At 50.1% G+C, this 20,328-nt stretch carries 14 protein-coding genes and 4 pseudogenes; 7 read left to right on the top strand and 11 right to left on the bottom strand.

The features are described 5' to 3' along the window. The first annotated feature begins 12 nt into the window (after window positions 1-12). The 3 genes from EL143_RS09275 to EL143_RS09265 all read left to right on the top strand — a co-directional run bounded on the left by EL143_RS09275 (window position 13) and on the right by EL143_RS09265 (window position 5,033). A complete protein-coding gene (locus EL143_RS09275) occupies window positions 13-3,216 on the top strand; it encodes an efflux RND transporter permease subunit (protein WP_085415879.1) in 3,204 nt (1,067 codons plus the stop codon). A 3-nt stretch (window positions 3,217-3,219) separates the two neighbouring features. Next, entirely contained in the window at window positions 3,220-4,656 is a 1,437-nt protein-coding gene (locus EL143_RS09270; RefSeq protein WP_085415878.1) for an efflux transporter outer membrane subunit, read from the top strand. Between the two features lie 71 nt (window positions 4,657-4,727). After that, the gene (locus EL143_RS09265; protein WP_085415877.1) at window positions 4,728-5,033 is read left to right on the top strand and encodes a GIY-YIG nuclease family protein; all 306 of its coding nucleotides are present in this window, start codon (window positions 4,728-4,730) and stop codon (window positions 5,031-5,033) included. Between the two features lie 94 nt (window positions 5,034-5,127). Here the strand turns inward: EL143_RS09265 and EL143_RS09260 are convergent, their stop codons facing one another. After that, the gene (locus EL143_RS09260) at window positions 5,128-6,153 is read right to left on the bottom strand and encodes a right-handed parallel beta-helix repeat-containing protein (protein ID WP_085415876.1); all 1,026 of its coding nucleotides are present in this window, start codon (window positions 6,151-6,153) and stop codon (window positions 5,128-5,130) included. A gap of 154 nt (window positions 6,154-6,307) precedes the next feature. On the opposite strand from EL143_RS09260, the gene dapC reads away from it, so the two are divergent. After that, window positions 6,308-7,495: a succinyldiaminopimelate transaminase gene (dapC, locus tag EL143_RS09255; RefSeq protein WP_085415875.1), complete on the top strand. Its 1,188-nt coding sequence runs from the start codon at window positions 6,308-6,310 to the stop codon at window positions 7,493-7,495. 90 nt (window positions 7,496-7,585) lie between these two features. Here dapC and EL143_RS09250 read toward each other — a convergent pair whose 3' ends face one another. The 5 genes from EL143_RS09250 to EL143_RS09230 form a co-directional block, all read right to left on the bottom strand. Next, a complete protein-coding gene (locus EL143_RS09250) occupies window positions 7,586-7,759 on the bottom strand; it encodes a hypothetical protein (RefSeq protein ID WP_232001275.1) in 174 nt (57 codons plus the stop codon). Between the two features lie 270 nt (window positions 7,760-8,029). Next, on the bottom strand, window positions 8,030-9,205 hold the full coding sequence (gene hemW / locus EL143_RS09245; RefSeq protein ID WP_085415874.1) for a radical SAM family heme chaperone HemW: 1,176 nt from the start codon (window positions 9,203-9,205) through the stop codon (window positions 8,030-8,032). Window positions 9,206-9,209: 4 nt separating this feature from the next. Continuing rightward, window positions 9,210-9,815: an RdgB/HAM1 family non-canonical purine NTP pyrophosphatase gene (gene rdgB / locus EL143_RS09240; protein WP_085415873.1), complete on the bottom strand. Its 606-nt coding sequence runs from the start codon at window positions 9,813-9,815 to the stop codon at window positions 9,210-9,212. Next, window positions 9,808-10,056 (bottom strand): NGO_0222 family membrane protein, encoded by a 249-nt coding sequence (locus tag EL143_RS09235; protein WP_085415872.1) that lies wholly within the window; start codon window positions 10,054-10,056, stop codon window positions 9,808-9,810. The genes rdgB and EL143_RS09235 overlap by 8 nt, the downstream gene beginning before the upstream one ends. Before the next feature lie 91 nt (window positions 10,057-10,147). Next, a complete protein-coding gene (locus EL143_RS09230; protein WP_085415871.1) occupies window positions 10,148-11,320 on the bottom strand; it encodes a uracil-xanthine permease family protein in 1,173 nt (390 codons plus the stop codon). A gap of 156 nt (window positions 11,321-11,476) precedes the next feature. On the opposite strand from EL143_RS09230, the pseudogene EL143_RS09225 reads away from it, so the two are divergent. Beyond that, window positions 11,477-11,926 (top strand): annotated as a pseudogene (locus EL143_RS09225) (IS1595 family transposase); the annotation flags it as partial. A gap of 21 nt (window positions 11,927-11,947) precedes the next feature. On the opposite strand, the pseudogene EL143_RS09220 reads toward EL143_RS09225, so the two are convergent. After that, window positions 11,948-12,549 (bottom strand): annotated as a pseudogene (locus EL143_RS09220) (IS1595 family transposase); the annotation flags it as partial. 89 nt (window positions 12,550-12,638) lie between these two features. Here EL143_RS09220 and EL143_RS09215 point away from each other — a divergent pair. Further along, window positions 12,639-12,842, top strand: a pseudogene (locus tag EL143_RS09215) (IS1595 family transposase); the annotation flags it as partial. Window positions 12,843-12,945: 103 nt separating this feature from the next. On the opposite strand, the gene EL143_RS09210 reads toward EL143_RS09215, so the two are convergent. The 4 genes and pseudogenes from EL143_RS09210 to EL143_RS09200 form a co-directional block, all read right to left on the bottom strand. After that, window positions 12,946-14,133 (bottom strand): O-antigen polymerase, encoded by a 1,188-nt coding sequence (locus EL143_RS09210; protein ID WP_085415870.1) that lies wholly within the window; start codon window positions 14,131-14,133, stop codon window positions 12,946-12,948. Between the two features lie 293 nt (window positions 14,134-14,426). After that, window positions 14,427-16,985, bottom strand: a complete 2,559-nt coding sequence (glnD, locus tag EL143_RS09205) for a [protein-PII] uridylyltransferase (RefSeq protein WP_085415869.1) — start codon at window positions 16,983-16,985, stop codon at window positions 14,427-14,429. A 44-nt stretch (window positions 16,986-17,029) separates the two neighbouring features. Continuing rightward, window positions 17,030-17,211, bottom strand: a pseudogene (locus tag EL143_RS12730) (transposase); the annotation flags it as partial. A 62-nt stretch (window positions 17,212-17,273) separates the two neighbouring features. Next, window positions 17,274-19,391, bottom strand: coding sequence for a lytic transglycosylase (locus tag EL143_RS09200; protein WP_085415868.1), 2,118 nt, complete (start codon window positions 19,389-19,391; stop codon window positions 17,274-17,276). 214 nt (window positions 19,392-19,605) lie between these two features. Between EL143_RS09200 and EL143_RS09195 the strand changes: the two genes are divergently transcribed. Then, complete coding sequence (locus EL143_RS09195) at window positions 19,606-20,298, top strand: class I SAM-dependent methyltransferase (RefSeq protein WP_232001273.1); 693 nt, start codon at window positions 19,606-19,608, stop codon at window positions 20,296-20,298. The last annotated feature ends 30 nt before the right edge of the window (window positions 20,299-20,328 follow it).

The following is a 20,328-nucleotide window of genomic DNA, read 5'->3' as shown; positions in this document are numbered from 1 at the left end:
GGATGGCTTTTTATGGCTAAGTTTTTTATCGACCGTCCCATTTTTGCTTGGGTAATTGCGATTTTCGTGATTATTGCAGGTGTTTTATCCATAACCAAATTACCGGTTTCCCAATATCCTTCGGTAGGCGCGCCGACCATTACACTGAACGCCACTTATCCCGGCGCATCGGCACAAGTAATGGAAGACAGCGTATTGTCGATTATCGAGCGCAGCATGAACGGCGTGGAAGGCTTGGATTATATATCTACCAACGCCACGTCGAACGGCAGCGGGTCGGTAAGCCTGACTTTCACGCCGGAAACCAATGAAGATTTGGCACAGGTGAATGTGCAGAATAAATTGGCGGAAGTTACAGCCTTATTGCCGGCAACCGTACAGCAAAACGGTGTAACTATCTCCAAATCCCGTTCCAACTTTTTGATGGTATTAATGATGTCTTCCGAAACCATGACCACGGAAGACATCGCGGATTATGTGGAACGCAATATCAAACCCGAAATCCAACGTGTCGAAGGCGTGGGCGAAGCCCGACTGTTTGGTTCGCAGCGTGCGATGCGGGTGTGGGTTGATCCCAAAAAGCTGCAAAACTACAACTTGTCGTTTGCAGATGTATCTTCTGCCATCAATTCGCAGAATGCACAGCTTTCAGTGGGCACAATGGGTGCACTGCCTTCCCGGCAAGGCCAAACGATTGCGGCTACTATCACGGCGCAAGGACAATTGAGCACACCCGAAGAATTCGGCAATATTATTCTCCGCTCGACAACAGGCGGTGCGAATGTATATTTGAGGGATGTGGCCAAAATCGAATTGGGAAGTCAGGATTATTCAACAGCCACCAGACTGAACGGCAAACCTGCGGTGGGTATGGCGGTTATGCTTTCAACCAGCGGCAACGCTATGGCTACGGCGGCGGCGGTTCGTGAAAAAATGGATCAGCTGCAACGCTATTTCCCAAACGATATGAAATGGTCGGCACCTTACGATACTTCCAAGTTTGTCAGCATCTCAATTGAAAAAGTGGTGCACACGCTTCTGGAAGCCATTGTGCTGGTGTTTATTGTGATGTACCTCTTCCTGCAAAACATCCGCTATACGTTGATTCCGACCATTGTTGTGCCGATTTCTTTATTGGGTGCGTTTGCTTCGATTTGGTATTTGGGCATGTCGATAAACGTGTTAACGATGTTTGCGATGGTGCTGGTTATCGGCATCGTGGTGGATGATGCCATTGTTGTGGTGGAAAACGTAGAGCGGATTATGGCAGAAGAAGGCCTGCCTCCGAGAGAAGCTACTAAAAAGGCTATGGGGCAGATTTCGGGCGCCGTTATCGGTATCACGGCTGTGTTGATTTCCGTGTTTGTGCCTTTGGCAATGTTCAGCGGAGCTACCGGCAATATCTACAAACAATTTGCATTAACCATGGCGATTGCCATTGCATTCTCGGCTTTCTTTGCTCTTTCTCTCACACCGGCTTTGTGTGCGGCTATGCTCAAGCCGATACCGAAAGGCCATCATGAAGAGAAAAAAGGCTTTTTCGGTTGGTTCAACCGAAAATTCAGCAGCGGCACACACAGTTATGAAGGCTGGGTTGGCAGATTCTTAAACAAAGCCGGCCGTATGATGATTGTTTACGCGGCTTTGGTGGTAGTGGCCGGTGTCGTGTTTCTCCGTATTCCTACATCATTCTTACCGGAAGAAGATCAGGGTAGTTTGATGATGATGGTGCAACTTCCTTCTGGAGCGACGAAAGAGCGTACCGACGCGACTTTGGCCGTTGCGAATAATGTGATTATGTCGATGCCGGAAGTGGAAAATTTCATTGGCGTTTCCGGTTTCAGCTTTGCAGGTTCAGGGCAAAACATGGGTTTCGGTTTTATAACGCTCAAAGATTGGAGTGAGCGCAAGGCTGCGGGCAGTGATGCGGCTTCGGTGGCCGGCAAGATTACCGGTGCATTGATGGGCAGCGTGCGGGACGGTTTTGCCATGGTGCTTAACCCTCCGGCAATTATGGAGCTGGGCACCAGCTCGGGTTTTGAAATGTATTTGCAAGACCGTAACAACAGTGGCCACGACGCATTATTGGCCAAACGCAACGAGCTGATTGCCAAAATGCGGCAAAACCCCATGTTTGATGCGCAAAATGTGCGTGCTTCGGGCTTGGAAGACGCGCCGCAGCTGAAGATCAATATCGACCGTCAAGCCGCCGCCGCCCAGGGTATTGATTTTTCCAACATCCGCTCGGTGTTGTCTGCAGCGATCGGTTCTTCTTATGTAAACGATTTTCCCAACCAAGGCCGTTTGCAGCGGGTGATTGTGCAGGCTGATGCTTCCGCCCGCATGCAGCCCGACGATATTCTGGCTTTAACGGTAACCAACAAGCAAGGCATTGCTGTGCCGCTTTCCACCATTGCCACGGCAGCATGGCAAAACGGTATGGAGCAAAGTGTTCGTTTCAACGGATATCCCGCTATGAAAATCAGTGGCGCGGCATCATCCGGCTACTCTTCGGGTGAGGTGATGGCCGAGGTGCAGCGCATGGTTGACGAAATGGAAGGTTACAGTTTGGAATGGAGCGGCCAATCCCGCGAAGAAGCCAAAGGCAGCGCGCAAACTGTTTTGTTGTACACGTTTGCGATTTTGGCTGTGTTTTTGGCGCTGGCTGCTTTGTATGAAAGCTGGTCGATTCCTTTGGCCGTAATTTTGGTAGTGCCTTTGGGCTTTTTGGGCGTGGTATTGGGCGTATCCGGCCGAAATCTGCTCGGTATGGCTTTTGGTGTGCCGCCTGCTTATCTCAACGATATTTATTTCCAGGTCGGCCTGATTACGGTAATCGGTTTGAGCGCGAAAAACGCGATTCTGATTATCGAATTCGCCAAAGATCTGCAAGCGGAAGGCAAGGGCGTGATTGCAGCCGCATTGGAAGCCGCACACTTGCGTTTCCGCCCGATTATCATGACTTCTTTTGCCTTTATTTTGGGCGTGGTGCCGCTTTATATTGCATCCGGTGCCAGCTCGGCGAGTCAGCGTGCGATCGGTACGACCGTATTGTGGGGCATGCTTATCGGTACGGTATTGGCGGTTTTCCTGGTGCCGGTTTTCTATGTGGTGGTGCGCAAGCTGTTTAAAGGCGGAGGGCAAAAGCCTGAATTGGCGGCTTCTTCCGGCACATCTGCCGTGTTGGTTGACGAACGTGGTACGCAGAGGGATTAAGTTATGAAGAAAACAATCAAATTTAAACCTGTTTTCAGCGCAGTGGCTTTGAGCGCGGCCTTGTCGGCCTGTACCATGATTCCCAAATATGAGGAACCGCAGGTCAATATACCCGAAACGTTTAAATACGACAGGCAGCCGGAAACCGGCATTCAAGCTGCTTATTTGGGTTGGCAGGATTATTTCGCCGATCCGCGCCTGCACCGGCTGATTGAGATTGCACTCGAACGCAATACGGATTTGCGCACTGCCGCATTAAACGCAGAAGCCGTGCGTAAGCAGTATCTGATTAAGCGTGCGGACTTGCTGCCCGGCATCAATGCCAGCGCTACAGGCCAGCGCGCGCGGGTGGCGGAGGATTTGAGCGCAACCGGCAGATCGATGGTTACTTCGGCATACACGGTAGGCTTGGGCATTACTGCATACGAAATCGATTTGTTCGGCAAAGTGCGCAGCAATGCGGAAGCGGCCAAACAAGGCTATTTCAATAGTTTGGCTGCGCGTGATTCCGCGCATCTGAGCCTGATTGCTTCCGTGGCAAAAGCCTATTTCAACGAGCGTTACGCCGAAGAAACCATGAAGCTGGCGCAAAATGTGTTGCAATCGCGGGAGCAGACTTATAAGTTGACCCGCTTGAAACATCAAGCCGGTGTGATTTCTGCGGTGGATTTGCGCCAGCAGGAAGCTTTGATTGAGTCGGCCAAAGCCGATTATGAAGCGGCCGTGCAGGCTAGAGAACAAGCGCGCAATGCTTTGGCCGTGTTGCTCAACCAGCCGATACCGCAAGACCTGCCCGCCGGTTTGCCGCTGGACAAACAGTATAAAATCAGCAAGCTGCCTGCCGGTTTAAGCTCCGATGTGTTGTTGAACCGGCCGGATATCCGGGCTGCTGAGTTTGCTTTAAAACAGGCCAACGCAGATATCGGCGCGGCGCGGGCGGCATTCTTCCCCAGTATCAGCTTAACCAGCACCATCGGCACGGGTTCGACCGAGTTGAGCGGGCTGTTTCAAGGCGGTAACAGAACTTGGGCTTTTGCACCGGCCATTAATCTGCCGATTTTCAATTGGGGCAGCAACAAAGCGAATTTGGATGCCGCCAAAATCCGCAAGCAGATTCAAGTGGCCGCTTATGAAGGGGCGGTGCAAAATGCGTTTAGAGATGTGTCGGATGCGTTGGTGGCGCGGGAGCAGCTCGACAAACGCTATACTTCGGCGCAAAAGCAGAGCAAATCTCAAGCCGATGCTTTGCGGCTGGTGCGTTTGCGTTATAAACACGGTGTATCCAGCGCTTTGGATTTATTGGATGCGGAACGCAGCAGTTACAGCGCCGATACCGGATTGCTGAGCATGCAGCTGACCCGTTTGGAAAATCTGGCCGATGTGTATAAAGCATTGGGCGGCGGCTTGAAACGCCATACGCAGGATGCCGCAGGGCAGTAGATGTTGTAACCAACCGCAAATGCCTGTCTGAAAATGTTTCAGACAGGCATTCTTAAAAGTGAAGCCGAAATATGCCCGATACTGCCGAATACCGTTTACAAAAGCCCGATACCGAGTGTGGCGATTGGTGTGTGTATCTGATTTTGTGTGAAGGCGGTGCGCTTTATTGCGGCATCAGCAACCGCCCAGAAGCCCGATTTGCCGCCCATTTGGCGGGTAAGGGTGCGAAGTACACGCGTATCAGGAAGCCGCTTGAAATGCGTTTGGTCAGCCAAGCGCTTTCCAAATCGTCGGCATCCAGGCTGGAGGCGAAAGTTAAGCAGTTGAAAGCGGCGCAGAAGCGGGATTTGTGGGCGGCTCTGGCGGAAGTGGTTTAACGATAACCGACGTACTGTTTTTTAGGTGTGTTTATAAATTGAACAACATATGCCTGTCTGAAAACACCTTTGCAAGGTTTCAGACAGGCGTGGTTTATTTTCCGCGGTTATCGGAGATGTGGTTGGGCTGCCAACTTTGTTTGACGGTAAACCGCGGCCAGAATGTGTCGAAGCGGTTGCCGGTAATCCGGTTGTTTTCGGCAAAATCGCGGTCGTCGGCGCTGCTGCCCAGAGCGTAGCCTGCATCGTCGCCGCAATAGGATTTGCCGCCGTTGCGCGAAGCAACCCAGATAATCGGGCGGTAGGCTCCCGCCTGTTTGTTGGCGAAATAATTGCCGCTGATGATATTGGACGAGGGCGTTTGATGACGGATCACGCCGCGTTCGCCGCAGTTGCGGTAGAGGAAAATGCCGCCTTTGTAAGGAGACAAAAAGCGGTTGTGACGGATGGTGTTGTGTGCGGATCCGTCGAGCGCAAGCTGCTCGCGCTTGGTGCGGACTTCCACGGTGTTGTGTTCAAAAACATTGCGGGCGCTTTCCATATCGAAATACACCGCAGGGCCGTCGGATTGGCCGCCGATATGGCTGTTTTTGATTGTGATGTAGGTGGCGCCGGGGCGCAGGTAGAGCGGAATGCGGCGGCTGCCCGTGATATTGACTTTATCCAGGGTGATGTGTGCAGGCGCGGCGGCCTGAATGCTTTGGGTGGCGTCGGGGCGGCGGGAAACGGTGCGCAAAGTATCGTCGTCCATGCCGCTGATGCGCAGTGCGCCCTGAATATTGCAGTTGCGCAGGGTAAGGTTTTGCGGACGCTGCCATTGGCCGTTGTGCAGGATGGAACGGATTTTCACGTTGTCGCCGCTGCCGCTTTGGCGCACGATGTGTGCTCCGTTGCAATCAAATGTGATGTTGGAAGCGGCTTCGCCTTGAAACACCAATTCTTTGCTGATGCGGCTGCCTGAAGGCAGGATGACGGAGCAATCAATTGCTACTTGTGTGGCGCCGCCGTGTGCCTGCGCCACGATTTCAGCTGTTTTCTCAGCGGAGCAGGTTTTTTCGGCGGTTTGTGCAGAGGCAAACGGTGCAAAGCCGGCCAAAACAGGAATCAGCCAATGGCGCATGATGCTTCCTATGAGCGTTATCAATGAGGCATCATAACATGGTAATGCCTGTCTGAAAGCCTGTTCTGCCGTAGGCAGTTTTCAGACAGGCATTAAGTGCTGTGCAAAGCTGTGTTAAACTTTCTTTCCCGAACACAACCCCTGACCAAATATCATGAACCCTTTGTTAAACAGCCTGAAACCTTACCCGTTTGCCCGTTTGCGCGAAGCTTTACAGGGCGTTTGCCCGCCGGAAGGTGTGGATTTGGTGCCGCTGCATATCGGCGAGCCGAAACATGCCACGCCGAAAGTGATTACCGATGCGCTAACCGAAACCCTGTCTGAATTGTCGGTTTATCCGCTTTCCGCCGGTTTGCCGCAACTGCGAGAAGCGTGTGCCCGCTGGGCAGCGCGGCGCTACGACGGCTTGGTTCTGAACCCTGAAACCGAGATTTTACCGGTGCTGGGCAGCCGGGAAGCTTTGTTTTCGTTTGCGCAAGTGGTGCTGAATCCGACTGCCGACGGTAAAGACGTGGTGGTCAGCCCGAACCCGTTTTATCAGATTTACGAAGGCGCGGCCTTGCTTGGCGGCGGTGAAATTTGTTTTGCCAACTGCTATGCACCGGATTTTATTCCTGCTTGGGAAGAAATTGCCGAAGATATTTGGCCGCGTGTGAAGCTGGTATTTGTGTGCTCGCCGAACAATCCGAGCGGCAGCGTGATGCAGCAGGAAGATTGGAACACGCTTTTTGCTTTGCAGGATAAATATGATTTTGTGATTGCTTCGGACGAATGCTATTCCGAAATTTACTTCGACGGTGCAAAACTCATCGGCTGTTTGCAGGCGGCGCAAGCGGCGGGGCGGGGCAACAGAAATATCGTGATGTTTACCAGCTTGTCGAAACGCTCCAACGTGCCGGGGTTGCGTTCGGGTTTCGTGGCCGGCGATGCGGATTTGCTCAAAGCGTTTTTGCTGTACCGCACTTATCACGGCAGCGCGATGAGCGTACCGGTGCAGAAAGCAAGCATTGCCGCTTGGGACGATGAAGCGCATGTGGCCGAAAACCGCCGCTTGTATCAGGAGAAGTTTGACAAAGTGCTGCCGATATTGCGTGAGGCGTTTGAGGTAAACATGCCGGAAGCTTCGTTTTATTTGTGGCTGAAAGTGCCTGACGGCGATGACTTGGCTTTTGCGAAAAAGCTGTTGGGCGAGGCAGGCATTCAGGTGCTGCCGGGCCGTTTCTTGGCGCGCGACACGGCGCACGGCAATCCGGGCTTGGGTTATGTGCGGATTGCTTTGGTGGCCGGTGTGGAAGAATGCGTGGCGGCTGCGCGCAAGATGGTGGATTTGTATCGCAGATAGTAGATTTGTGAGAAGTGGATAAATAATGCCTGTCTGAAATATTCAGACAGGCATTTTGTTTATTACCGGTTATTGTTTCGGGCAGGTTGTTTAGGCTGCGTTGAAACCAAGCTCGTTAATGGCCGTTTTGAATGTTGCTGAGTCGAAGCCTTCGAAGTGTGTTACCACGACCACGCCGGTTTCGTAGTTGGCATTAACCATGCGGACGTTTTCTACGGTTTCGCCTTTTGCAATGATTTTTTTCGCGTCATCGCGGCTAGACATTCCGTTTACCTGTAATTTTGTTTGGGGCATATTCATCACCTCATTGTTATATTGATTAATCTAAAGCTTGTCTGAACGACTTGGCAATTCTGCCTATTATTCATAAGTTTGTCCAACGCAAGATGACAAGATGCTAAGCTTTTCGATTGGATTGTTTCATTTATACATCATTACTTTTGAAACAGTAAAAATAGTTTTTACTTGAGCGGATTGAAAGTTGCCGAGTGTGTGCAAAGCGTTAAATCATGTAGGCGGCTCGCGGCGGAAAGTTTATAGAAAACATTGCAGTAAATCGTTCAAAAAGCGTTTGCCATGTTCGGTGGGGGCAAAGCGCTGCGGGTTGCATTCCAATAGCCCCAGCTTTTGGGCACGGCTGATTTGGGGGGCGATTTGAGCGGCGCTGACGCCCGTGCGCTCTTCCAAATAAGCGGAGGGTACGCCTGCGCTCAGCCTTAAAGCGTTCATCATAAACTCAAATGCCAAATCTTCGGCGGCAACGGGCTTGCGTTCGATGGCGCTAAAAGGATCGCTCTGCATGGCGGCCAGGTAATCTTGCGGATGGCGGCGGCGGGTGGTGCGTTCGATATGGGTCGGATAGGAAATTTTGCCGTGCGCGCCTGCGCCGATGCCGATGTAGTCGCCAAATTGCCAGTAGTTCAGGTTGTGGCGGCACTGTTGGCCGGGGCGTGCGAAAGCGGAAGTTTCATAATGTTCGAAGCCTGCTTCCGCTAAAGATTGATGCACGGTGTCTTCAATATCGAGCGCGGTTTCGTCTTGGGGCAGACCGGGCGGCGGGGTGTGGCCGAAAGGGGTGTTGGGCTCCATGGTGAGATGGTAGGCGCTGATGTGGCCGACGCCGGTGGCAATGCCTGTCTGAATATCATGACGGGCCATTTCGAGGGTTTGATTCGGCAGGGCATACATTAAATCAATGTTGACCCGCTCGAAAATGTTTCGTGCGGATTCGATGGCTTTGCACGCTTCTGTGCTGTTGTGAATGCGGCCCAAAGCTTTCAGACAGGCATCATCAAAACTTTGCACGCCGATGGAAAGCCGGGTAATGCCCGCGTCTTTAAAGCCTTGGAATTTTTCACGTTCGAATGTGCCCGGATTGGCCTCCAAAGTGATTTCGGCTTGCGGCTGCAGCTTGAGGAGCGAGCGCACGCCGGAGAGCAGGGTGTTGACGGCTTCGGGGGAAAACACGCTGGGTGTGCCGCCTCCGATAAACACGGTTTCCACCGTGCGACCCCAGATATTCGGCAGCTCGGTTTGCAAATCGGTAAGCAGGGCTTGGATGTAGCGGTTTTCGTCAAGTGCGGATTTGATGGTGTGCGAATTGAAATCGCAATAAGGGCATTTTTGGATGCACCACGGAATATGGATATATAGCGACAAGGGCGGCAGGGCGGTGAGCCGGCCGGGCTGGGAAAAAGAAATAGGAAGCATGGTGTTAGGTTTGGGATTGTGCGGCGCTGATTTTGCCCATTAATTCGTTGAGCGCTTGGGCGCGGTGGCTGATGGCGTTTTTAACTTCCGGCGCAAGCTCTGCTGCGGTTTTATGGTGTTCGGCCACATAAAAATGCGGATCGTAGCCGAAACCGTTGGTTCCGGCGGCTTCCGGCTGCCATGTGCCGCGCCAGATGCCTTCTGCAATGATGGGCTGCGGGTCGTGTTCATGGCGCACCAAAACCAATACGCAAACATAGTAGCAGCTTCGGTCGGCTTGATTGGCAAGCACCGCGGATAATTTTGCATTGTTGGCCGCATCGGATTTCGGATTGTCGCCGGCAAAGCGGGCGGAGAATATGCCGGGCGCACCGCCGAGGGCGTTGGCGCAAATGCCGGAATCGTCAGCCAGCGCAGGCAGGCCGGCATGTTTGCTGGCATGTCGGGCTTTGGCCAGGGCGTTTTCAACGAAAGTCAGATAAGGCTCGGGGCACTCGGGCACGTTGAAATCCGATTGGGGCAGAATTTGGATGTTTTTTTCGGCAAACAGGCGGGAAAATTCACGCAGTTTGCCTGCATTGCCGCTGGCAAGTACGATTTTTTCAAACATGGTCGGAATCCTGTTTTGTTTGTGAGGCAGCGGCCTGCATGATTTTATGGCGGGCATGTTCGCGCAGAAATAGAGCGAGGCTGCCGACTTGGCCGGATACGGCGCCGAATGCGAATAGGAAAGCCGCAATGCCGAACTGCTTGCTCTGAATTGACAGAAGATAGCTGCCTAATGTTACCAAAGCAATGAATAACAAAGTAAAAAGCGCGGTCAGCAGCAGATAGGTTTTGCGTTTGGACATATGCACGGGTGGGAAGGTAGGTGAATGATGAAGGGATTGTACCGCATATGCCTGTCTGAAAACTTTCAGACAGGCATGATTGGCAAATTAATCAGGCTTTTTTATCCGGCAGAATCAGGTTCAGAATAATTGCCAAAATGGCACACAAACCCACACCGGCTACGCCGGTTGTGAGCACGGTGCTGACGATCACCAGATTTTTCGGACGCATTAAATCAACTTGTGCGTCAATCAAGGTTTTCAGACCCAACGAGGCAATGGTACCGAACAGCAAAATCATCACACCGCCCATTACAGGCAGCGGAATAGAGGCCAAAAAGGCGTTGAATTTGCCGAAGAACGCCATAAAAATTGCAAAAATCGCCGCCCAAGTCATGATGACGGGATTGGCGTTTTTGGTCAGCATTACAGCGCCGGTTACTTCGCCGTAAGTCGTTACCGGCGGGCCGCCGATCAAACCCGCCACACACACGCCCACACCGTCGCCGGCAAGAGTGCGGTGCAGGCCGGGGTGTTGAGCGTAGTTTTCGCCGGTTACTTTGCCCACCGCCATTACGCCGCCTATATGTTCTATGGCCGGAGCGATGGCGACCGGCAGCATGAAGAGCGCAGCCTGCCAGTTGATTTCCGGCGTATGAAATTCGGGAACGGCAAACCATGGCGCGTTGGTAATACCGGCCGTATCCACAAAGCCTGTTGCCAGGGCAGCCAGATAACCGCTGCCCACGCCGATTAGAATCGGTATCAGCTTCATCATGCGGCTGCCGAACACAGCGATAATAACGGTTACGGAGAAAGTGAAACCGGAAAGCAGCAGAGATTGAACATAATCGAATTTTTGTTCTCCGCCTGCCTGACCCATCGCCATTTGGCTGGCCACTACCGCAACCGATAAACCGATCACCATAATCACAGGGCCGATAACTACGGGCGGGAGCAGGCGGTTTACTGCGTCCAAACCCCGCCATTTGATGAGAGCGGCAAACAGGAAATACATAAAACCCGCGGCAAACAGGCCGAACATGGTTCCGCCCATTCCCCATTCCTGCATCGAGTAAATAATCGGTGCGATAAAGGCAAAAGAGGAACCTAAGAAAATAGGTACCTTGCGCTTGGCAAAAGCTTGAAACAACAGCGTGCCGATGCCTGCGCCCAAAAGTGCCATAGCAGGATTAAGCCCTGTGAGAATCGGCACCAAAACCATAGCGCCAAAGGCGACAAAAAGAATTTGTGCGCCGGAAATAGCCAATTTAAGTTGCTGCATAAAATTGCGCTTTCTTTACATAAACGCGCAAATTATAACTTTTTGTTGTTTTTTATGCATGATTATTTTGCAAGGGTCTTAGGAAGCAAAATCACCAAATTCAGTGGTAAGCTTCTGAAATGTAATTAAAAAAATAAGTACCAAAAGTTCAGCAAAATTACCGAGCCCAAATTCCGGCAAATCCTGCGGCTTTTCTCCTTGGATCTGACTGCTTCCGACACCGCCAAACTTACAGGAATCAGCGTCAGAAGCATCAACAGCCTGTACCTGAAACTACGGCGACGATTGGCTGACGAATGTGAGTGGCAGACACCTTTCTGCGGCATAGTGGAATTGGACGAATCCTATTTCGGCGCAAAACGTATCCGAGGCAAACGCGGGCGAGGTGCAGGAGGTAAAACGATTGTTTTCGGCATACTCAAACGAGGTGACAAGGTTTATACCGAAATCGTTTCCGATGCTTCAAAAGCAACGTTACAAAAGGTTATCAGAGGACATATCTCTGTTGAGAGCGTCATCAATACTGATGGATGGCGCGGTTATCAGGGATTGGTCGATATGGGCTTCGCGAAGCATTTCAGAGTACGTCATGGTGATAATGAATGGGGCTGTCCTAGATAACCAGGTCAAATTCTCTCTTACTAATTGTTTTAAAATGGATAATTGAGACTTTATTTCACTGTGGTTAAAACGCCATTCGCACTCCTTCAAATACAGCTCAAAATGAGCTTTGGGAATGCCATTGAACTTACGTAAATGACGTTTTGCCTGACTCCAAAAATTCTCAATGCCGTTTATGTGGTTTTGCTTGTCCGCAAAATGTGCGCTGTGATTGATACGAAAATGGTTAAATTCGCTGACATCCAATACATCATAGCTTTGTAACAGTCCGTATAAACAATACTGTCAGGCTTAACCTGCTCTCGGATAATAGGCAGTAAGGTGATCGTTTCGGTATTCGGAACGGCGACGGTATAAACCCTACCGTTTCGCTTTAACAGCCCGAACACCGGCACTTTTCCGGCTGCACCGCGACCACGTTTGCCTTTTCTACGGCCACCAAAATAGCTTTCGTCGGCTTCGATTTCACCGTCGAGCATTTCCAAATGCGGGCTGTTTTGATAAATCAGCAAACGTAGACGATGAAAGTAGTAAGCGGCAGTATTTCTATGAACACCTGTTAATTCCGCTGCTGTTCTAGCTGTTACGCCGGCAACGAACAGCTCGATTAGCTTGTGTTGTTTATACTGACTTAAACGGCTTCATAAGGGTTATTTTAAATGCTTTTGAATAACCCTAATTATCTAGGACAGCCCCTAATGAATTTGCCCGTGGTACTCAGCATATCAACGGTATTGAATCCTTTTGGAGCTACGCGAAGCATCGCTTGGTACAGTTTAACGGTGTGCCGAAGCATACGTTTTACCTGCATTTAAAAGAAACCGAGTTCCGCTTCAATCACAGACATGATGATTTGTACAAAGTGCTGTTGGGAATGTTGCGGAAAGATCCTTTAAAATGAATTTTGCTTCCTAAGCCCCAAAAGCATTTACAAATGGGACTGAAAAGGAAGTTTTTCTGAGTCTTCCTACGGCTTGCCAAATGATCCAACATATGGATGCCTGCTAAGCTCTTTTTCTGCTAATCAGCAGCAGGCACCCTAAGAATATTTGAATCCAAGTGGAAATCAGGGTCATGTATTGGTCTTGCAGCATTTGGGTTAGCAGGGGATAAAGCGAGATGGCATAAATAATCATGCAAAAATCATTGGCTTTACGCGCCTGTTTGTAGAGTATCCAATGTATCGGTAAAAAAATCAGGGGTATGAAAAATCCGAACACATCAAAGTCCCGCACATACACTTCGTAAACCGTATAAAGGTTGGTTGGGGCGGGTGTGAATTGGTAGCCTTTCACAATCGGGCCCGGCGGATCGGTTAGGCCGAATGCTGCGAGTATGCTCAGTATAAAGCGCAGCGAATAGTCGCCGAAAGCGAGCGTTTTCAATTCTTCCGTAATCATGGAAAGCGCCACGAAAGGGGCGATAAAGTAGCTGTGCGCGCTTTCGATAAAGCTGGCAATGTTGTCGCTTAAAGACGCGTCGGGAGATGCGCCTTTTGAAGTTAGCGAGGCCACTAAGAAGAATGTGCCCAAAAGTGCCGAACCTAAAACGGCCAAAGTTTTCAAGCGGATTTTGCCCATCACGGCCAACGGGGTAACCGTGAAAATAAAGATCATCAGAAAGAATGTCCGCCCTGTGGTGAGGTAGGCATAAATCAGGGCGAGCAACACGGCCAATATTGTCTGCCATTTGTTCAGCTCTTTTTTCGCGGCGTAATACACGCCCACCGATGCGCTTAAAAATGCCAGTGTATAGAGGTAGCCCAGTTTACCCATGTCTTTGCCTTCATTATTAAACACATAGCGTAAGCGGGTGTAGCCCGAGCTGGTAAAAATGCTTTCTCCTGCATAATCGACAACCATTTGGTAAAACGTTGGCAACGCGGCGATTAGAGCCAGCTGGATTAAAGTAAAAATTTTTTTGTTTAATTGGTACCGCGGGGGAATGGGCATAAAACCGGGTTTAAACGGCCGGGCGCAGATCATCATAAAAAAAGCTACGAGCTGCACACAGATTTGGATGAATAAATAATCGTCGGAGATTGGGCGGTAGGTATCTTGAAAGAATGCGTAGGCCACAAAAATAGCGGACCAAACGCCGAAGTAAAGGGTAAACGGATTAAACGGCCCGAGTTTAAAGTATTTGGACAGGAAAAATCCGCAGAGGGAAATGAGGGTTAAAAAAACCAACATAAAATTATTAAATGTGTTTGGTTGAATGAAGGCAGGTAAAAAATATGTATTCAGTATAATGCATTTGTTATTAATTTGTAAGGTAAATTGCGGATTATAATGAAATTATTTTATATAAATTTACTTTGATGGGTATAGTTTTTCAGTTGATATTTATTTTGGTTTTTGTTGCGGAATCTTGGTTGGGTCATGCTTATCCGAAACGGTAAGCAAAATGCCTGTCTGAAACTTTCAGACAGGCATTCGGATAAGACAGTCGGTGAAAAGCTGTTGTTAGAATAAGTTTGAAAAATTCAAACACTCAGTTGCTCAAACAGCCGCTGCTTTAACAATAACTGCTGTTTCGGATTGGCAAGCTGCGGGCTGTATAGCAGGAAGCTGTCTTCAACACGCTCGTCTAAGGTATTGATTTTCGCGTAACGCAAGCTGATGTTCAGTTCGGCAAATACCTCGGTAATGTCGGCGAGCAAAAACGGGCGGTTAACGGCAATGATTTCCAGCGTGAACCAGCCCGGATAGTCTTCTTCTTCGGAGAGGAATAAATTGGGTGCGATCGGCTGGTGTCGGGCGCGTCGGCTTTTGATGCCGCCCGATGAATTGCCGGCGCGGAATTTGCCCTCTATGAAATCGTTAAGCTCTTTTTCCAGCAATGAGCGGATGCGCGGGTAGTCGTGCGGGCTGTAATGGGTGGGAAACTGAACGACAAAGGTGTCCAAAATATAATTATGCTCGGTCACGAAAGCCCGTGCGGCGACAATGTCCAAACCGGCTCGGCTGAAAATGCGGCACAGGCGGGTAAACAGGCGGTCGGCATTGGGCATGTACACCATCACTTGCAAAGTGTCGGCATCGTGCAGGCTGCGTATGGCGATTTGTGATTCTTCCAAACGTTCGATCAGCAGCGGCAGATGCCAAAGGATTTCCTGCTCTTCGTGCCGCACGAAATAAGCAGAGCCGAGTGCCTGCCACAAACGGCGCTGTTGTTTGGTATCGTAGCCGACTTGGGTGAGCGCTTCTGTGGCGCTGTTTTGGCGGATGCTGGTAATGGCTTTGCGGTTTTTTTCCACGCCGGCCAGGCGCTGGGCGCTTGAGCGGAACAGGTTTTCCAGCAGGCTTGCTTTCCATGAATTCCAGATTTTCGGGTTGGTGCCGCGGATATCGGCTACGGTGAGCAGATAAAGGGCGGTCAGCCGTTCTTGCGTTTTTACCCGGTCGCAGAAACGAGTAATCACATCAATGTCGTAAATATCTTCTTTTTGTGCCACGGTCGACATCAACAGATGGTCTTCAACCAACCAAGTCAGCAGGTCGCTTTCTTCTTGGGTGAGGAAATGGTCTCGGGCAAATTTTGCCGCATCTTTTGTGCCTTCCACCGCATGGTCGCCACCGCGGCCTTTGGCAATGTCGTGAAACATGGCAGCCAAATAAAGCACATGTTTTTTCTCAAACGAATACATCAGGCCGGAAGCAAAAGGCAATTCATGGGCATGGGCGTCTATGGCCAGGCGGCGCATGTTGCGCAGCACCATCAGGATGTGGTCGTCAACAGGATAAATATGAAATAAATCGTGTTGCAGCAGGCCGGTGATTTTTTCCCAAGCGGGCAGGTATTGGCCGAGCACGCCGTAGAGGTTGAGGAAGCGCATGGTACGGGTGAGGCCGTTGCCGGTTTTGAAAAAGCCGATAAAACGCTCGCGGTTAACCGGGTTGCGGTAAAAACTTTCATTGATGTTGCGGGTGGCCGCCCACCATTGGCGCAAAGTTTTCGGTGCGATGGTTTTGAGGTCGTTGCGGGTTTGGATGATTTCAATGATTTTGAAAATATGCGCGGGATCGTTGCGGAACAGGTTTTTGTCTTTCACCGCGATTTGGTTGTCGACTTGGTAATATTCGTCGTTGATATGGTGAGTATGGCGGGGCAACACGGAATACACGCGCCCGCGTAACATGGGAATGATGATGCCGTTGAGCTGTTTGACTGTTTTGGTGGCGCGGTAGAGCCGATGCATCAGCTTTTCACTTTTGATGCGGCTGCCGTCGTTTTGGAAACCCATATCGGCAGCGATTTTGTTTTGCAGATCGAAAATCAGCCGGTCTTCTTCACGGCCTGCGCCCAGATGCAGCTCGATACGGATGCGTGCCAGTTGCTTGTGGCTGTTGGAAAGCAGCCCAGCTTCCATGCGCGTAAGTACGCGGTTGTGCACTAATGAATGCGCGGATGTAGACAGACCCTGCGCTTTGGCCAGCCACATCATGGTGTGGATGTCGCGCAGGCCGCCGGGGCAGGTTTTGATGTTGGGTTCAAGCAGGGCGCCGGAGCCTTTTTGCTTATCGTGGCGCTGCTGCATTTCCACCAATTTGCCTTCGATAAACAGAGCGGCATTGCGTTGCAGATTGAGCTTTTGCAGCATGGCGTCGGCAGTGGGTGGATCGCCGCAGATGAAGCGTGCTTCAAGAAATGCGGTTTCGCCGGTAAGGTCGTCTTCAATGCTGCGGCACAATTCATCTATGCTGCCGACTTTGACAGAGGGTGTAAGCTGCATATCCCACAGGGTTTGGATAAAGGCGGCGGCGGTTTGCTGCTGTGTTTCGGTCAGCGCGGTATCCGACACCAGCGCCAAATCCAAATCGGAATAAGGATACATTTCCCTCCTGCCGAAGCCGCCCGTTGCCAGCAGGCATAAGCTGCTGTCGGCAAATAATGTCTGCCACAATGAGGAAAGCATATCGTCTAAGGCTTGGGTGTATTGTTCGAAAAAAACATTAGGCTGCCGCTTAACCAAATAAGCGGCAACGGCTTGTTCTTTTTTTAGGTTTAATTCTTGCGTAAGATTTGGGGCAAAGTTAGACATGGCGGTTTCGTTTAGTTGTTTTCAGACAGGCTTAGATTCGAATTTCAAATGCAACACTCAGGTAGTAGAGGAAGAATAAAATACTTGGTGTTTCATAGCCAAGTGTTTTTCTTGGCCGGTGATTCAGTTTATCTTGAACCCTGTGTATCTCCTGATGGCTGATGTTGTGGAAATCGGTTTGTTTGGGGAAATATTAGCGGATGAGTCCGTTGGTATTTTCATTCAACTTTACATCACAGTTCCCTAAAAAAGAAAGCCAGACATATGTCTGGCTTTTTACGTTTAAGCTTAAATTCCGATCAAATTAATACGCTGTCCTGGTGTAACTGTTCGCGTATTCTTATTCCAGCGGCGGATATCATTGATGTCAAGATTAAAACGGCTCGCTATGGTATTTAAAGTATCACCTTTGCGCACGGTATAAGATACAGAGCGGATATTGGAAGTGCTGTTTGTATTTGCAGCGACTTTCAACACTTGGCCTTTTTGAATATGGTTGCCGCGAATATTGTTAATGATAGCTAAATCCGCAACGCTGATGTTATAGCGTTGGGAAATGTTATACATAGTGTCGCCATCGGTTACCCTGTGTGTTCCTGCGACCAAAGTTTGCTGCTGTTGTTGGGCGCGAGCCAAACGGGCTTGTGTCCGTTCTTGCTGTTTGGCTTTTGCCAAACGTGCTTTAGCGGCGCGAGCCTCATCTTCTTCTAACCGTGCAAGTGTGCTGCGGATAACTTCGGCAGCGTTGCTTTGCTCAGCTAGCACTTGCAATTCGTCTGCAGGCTGGTTGTTTTCAAGTGATGCCACTTCAATATTATCTGCTGTTGGCGCAACGGAAGTTCCTGTTTTGGCTACTTGAACCTGAGGTTCGGCGGAAACTTTATTTGCCGCTAAATTTTCTGAGGCTGTTGGGCGTGCTTCAGGTGTAAGCGGTGAAGATAAGGGCTGGTTAATAGCAATATTTGCAGATATGGTTTGCTCTTCAACAGTTGGCTGAGCGGATGATTTTACTGCAATGTATTCAGAAGAAGCGTTATCGGATTTTGCCGATAATGCTTTAACCGGTAATGATACCGGCTCGACTTTCGCAACTGTAATCGCTTCTATTTGTTGTGCCGCGGCAACCGGTTTGGGTATTACAGGTTGTGCGGCAGCCAATGAATTGATTGCCGGCAGACCTTGCATGGGCTCTACGGTTTGTAGCTTGTTATCGTTCGGATTAAGGTCTTTATCCATACGGGCAAAATCAATATAGCCCGAAGCTTGATTTGTACCGGTACTGTTTTTGGCTACCAAGAGGCTGTATCCGCCGTTTACGGTGGAACCTTTGATTCCGTTAAGACGTTTCAGTTCGCTGAGGCTGGTCCCGGTTTCTGCAGCAATGCTGGCTAAGCTGGTCATGCCTTGTGTTTGGTAGACATTCCAAGAAAGCAAGCTTGATTTGTCTGCTTTGCTGTAATTTTTCTCGAATGTGGAAACCGAGCTGACGGGAAGCAGCATCTCGCGCTTGCCGTTGGGTACGAATACGGGGGCTTTGAATGCGGGGTTTAAAGCCAAAAATTCGCTTTCTGTGATGCCCGCCAAGCGGGCGGCAGCAGAAGTATCGATGGGTTGGTCGAGTGTAACGGCTTTGAAATAGGGCTTGCTGTCAATGTCGGCCAAATTGATTCCGTAATATTGGGGATCGCGGACAATGTTGCGGACGGCCATCAATTTAGGCACGTAGTTACGGGTTTCGTTCGGCATGCGCAGGTTTTCATATACCGGCTCCAAGCCTTGTGCGCGTGCGCGGTTAACGGCACGGCTGACGTTGCCTTCACCCCAGTTATAGGCGGCCAATGCCAATGACCAGTCACCGAAAAGGCTGTGAAGATATTGCAGATAGTTGAGTGCGGCGTCTGTGGCGGCTTTTACGTCGTGGCGGCCGTCATACAGAGAAGTCTGCTCCAGGCCGTAATGGCGGCCGGTAGCCGGCATAAACTGCCATAAGCCGGAGGCTCCGACATGCGATTTGGCTTTGGTTACATAGGCGCTTTCGATAAACGGCAGCAAGGCGATTTCGGCAGGCATGTTACGCTTTTCCACCTCGCTTGCAATGTAAGACATATAGGGTTTGCTGCGGTCGATGGTGCGGGTGAAATAGGCGGAACTCGTACTGAATTTGCTTTCATGACGGCGTACTAATTCGGGGTTGACTTCGTTCATGCGGAAATCTTTCCGCATTTTTGCCCAGATGCTGCCTGATTTTTGAGGTGCTTTTTTGTGATGATCGAGCGGAGATGCGCTTAAACGCATCATTGCCATACCTACTTGGCTGGGCGAGTAAGCAGATGATGTTTGGGCATGGGAAGCCGTGGAAATAGATAAGCCTGCAACGGCAAGAGAAATCGTTTTCAGTGATGCCATAGTTTCTGCAAATGTCGTAATTAGAATCTTACTAATACTACTGGCCTTGTTTGGATGCGTCAAGTTCTAGCGGGAATTTAATTTATTTTTTCAATGTATTAGGATGAAACTACGTTTGATGTTGCAGATTTGATTGGTTTTTTCCCAGCTTTTTTACAGCCTTTGCTGCTTCGTTGGTATGATACGGTTATGTTGGAAACCGGAGAGATACGGATTGGCAAATTTGAGAAACCGCAATATAAGCTGTTGGTTTGATGAAACACTTTTAGGCAGTTATGTGCGCAGTGAGGAAGAGGCGTTTTTTTTGCATTCTGCAAACCGTTATGCTTTCGGTACAACGGTGCAGATGGGTATGCCTGCCTGGAATTTGCTGGAAGGCCGTCGTGTTATCCGTTGCGGCTGTGATTTTGAGATGGAGGCGGAATATTCTGCCTGGATGGCAGGTTCGCTTGATTTGTTACTGATGCCGCATGTGTTGGAATGTTGTGATGCTTATACTGTGGCGCTGGCGGAGGCTTATCGGGCTTTGAAACCGGAAGGGCGCATGGTTTTGACGGGATTGAATCCGCATTCGCTTTGGCGTTTCAGCGGCTGTTTTGACGGGCAACGCCTGCCTGAAAAAAGCAGATGTCTGCCTTTGCCTGAATTGAAAAACATACTGTCGGATTTGGGCTTTATGGTTGAAAGCGGGCAGTTTATGGTTTACCGGCCACTGATTCAGAATGCCAAAGCGCTGCATATTTTGGAATTTATGGAGGCGGCGGGGGATCGCTGGTGGCCGCATGCTGCTGCTGTTTACGGTTTGGTGCTGGTAAAGAGGGAGGCAGGTATGCACTCTCTTGAGCAGGAAGAGGATGAAGTTTTGGAGGCTGAAGGTAAAATGGTGCTGACGCCTGCCAGGGTGTAGAGAATGCGGCGTGCTGTGTAACAGAGGTAG

This window comes from Neisseria canis (genome assembly GCF_900636765.1).
GTDB classification, from domain to species: domain Bacteria; phylum Pseudomonadota; class Gammaproteobacteria; order Burkholderiales; family Neisseriaceae; genus Neisseria; species Neisseria canis.
Note: the sequence above shows the minus strand (reverse complement) of the source record. Positions and strands in the feature narration are given on the sequence as shown.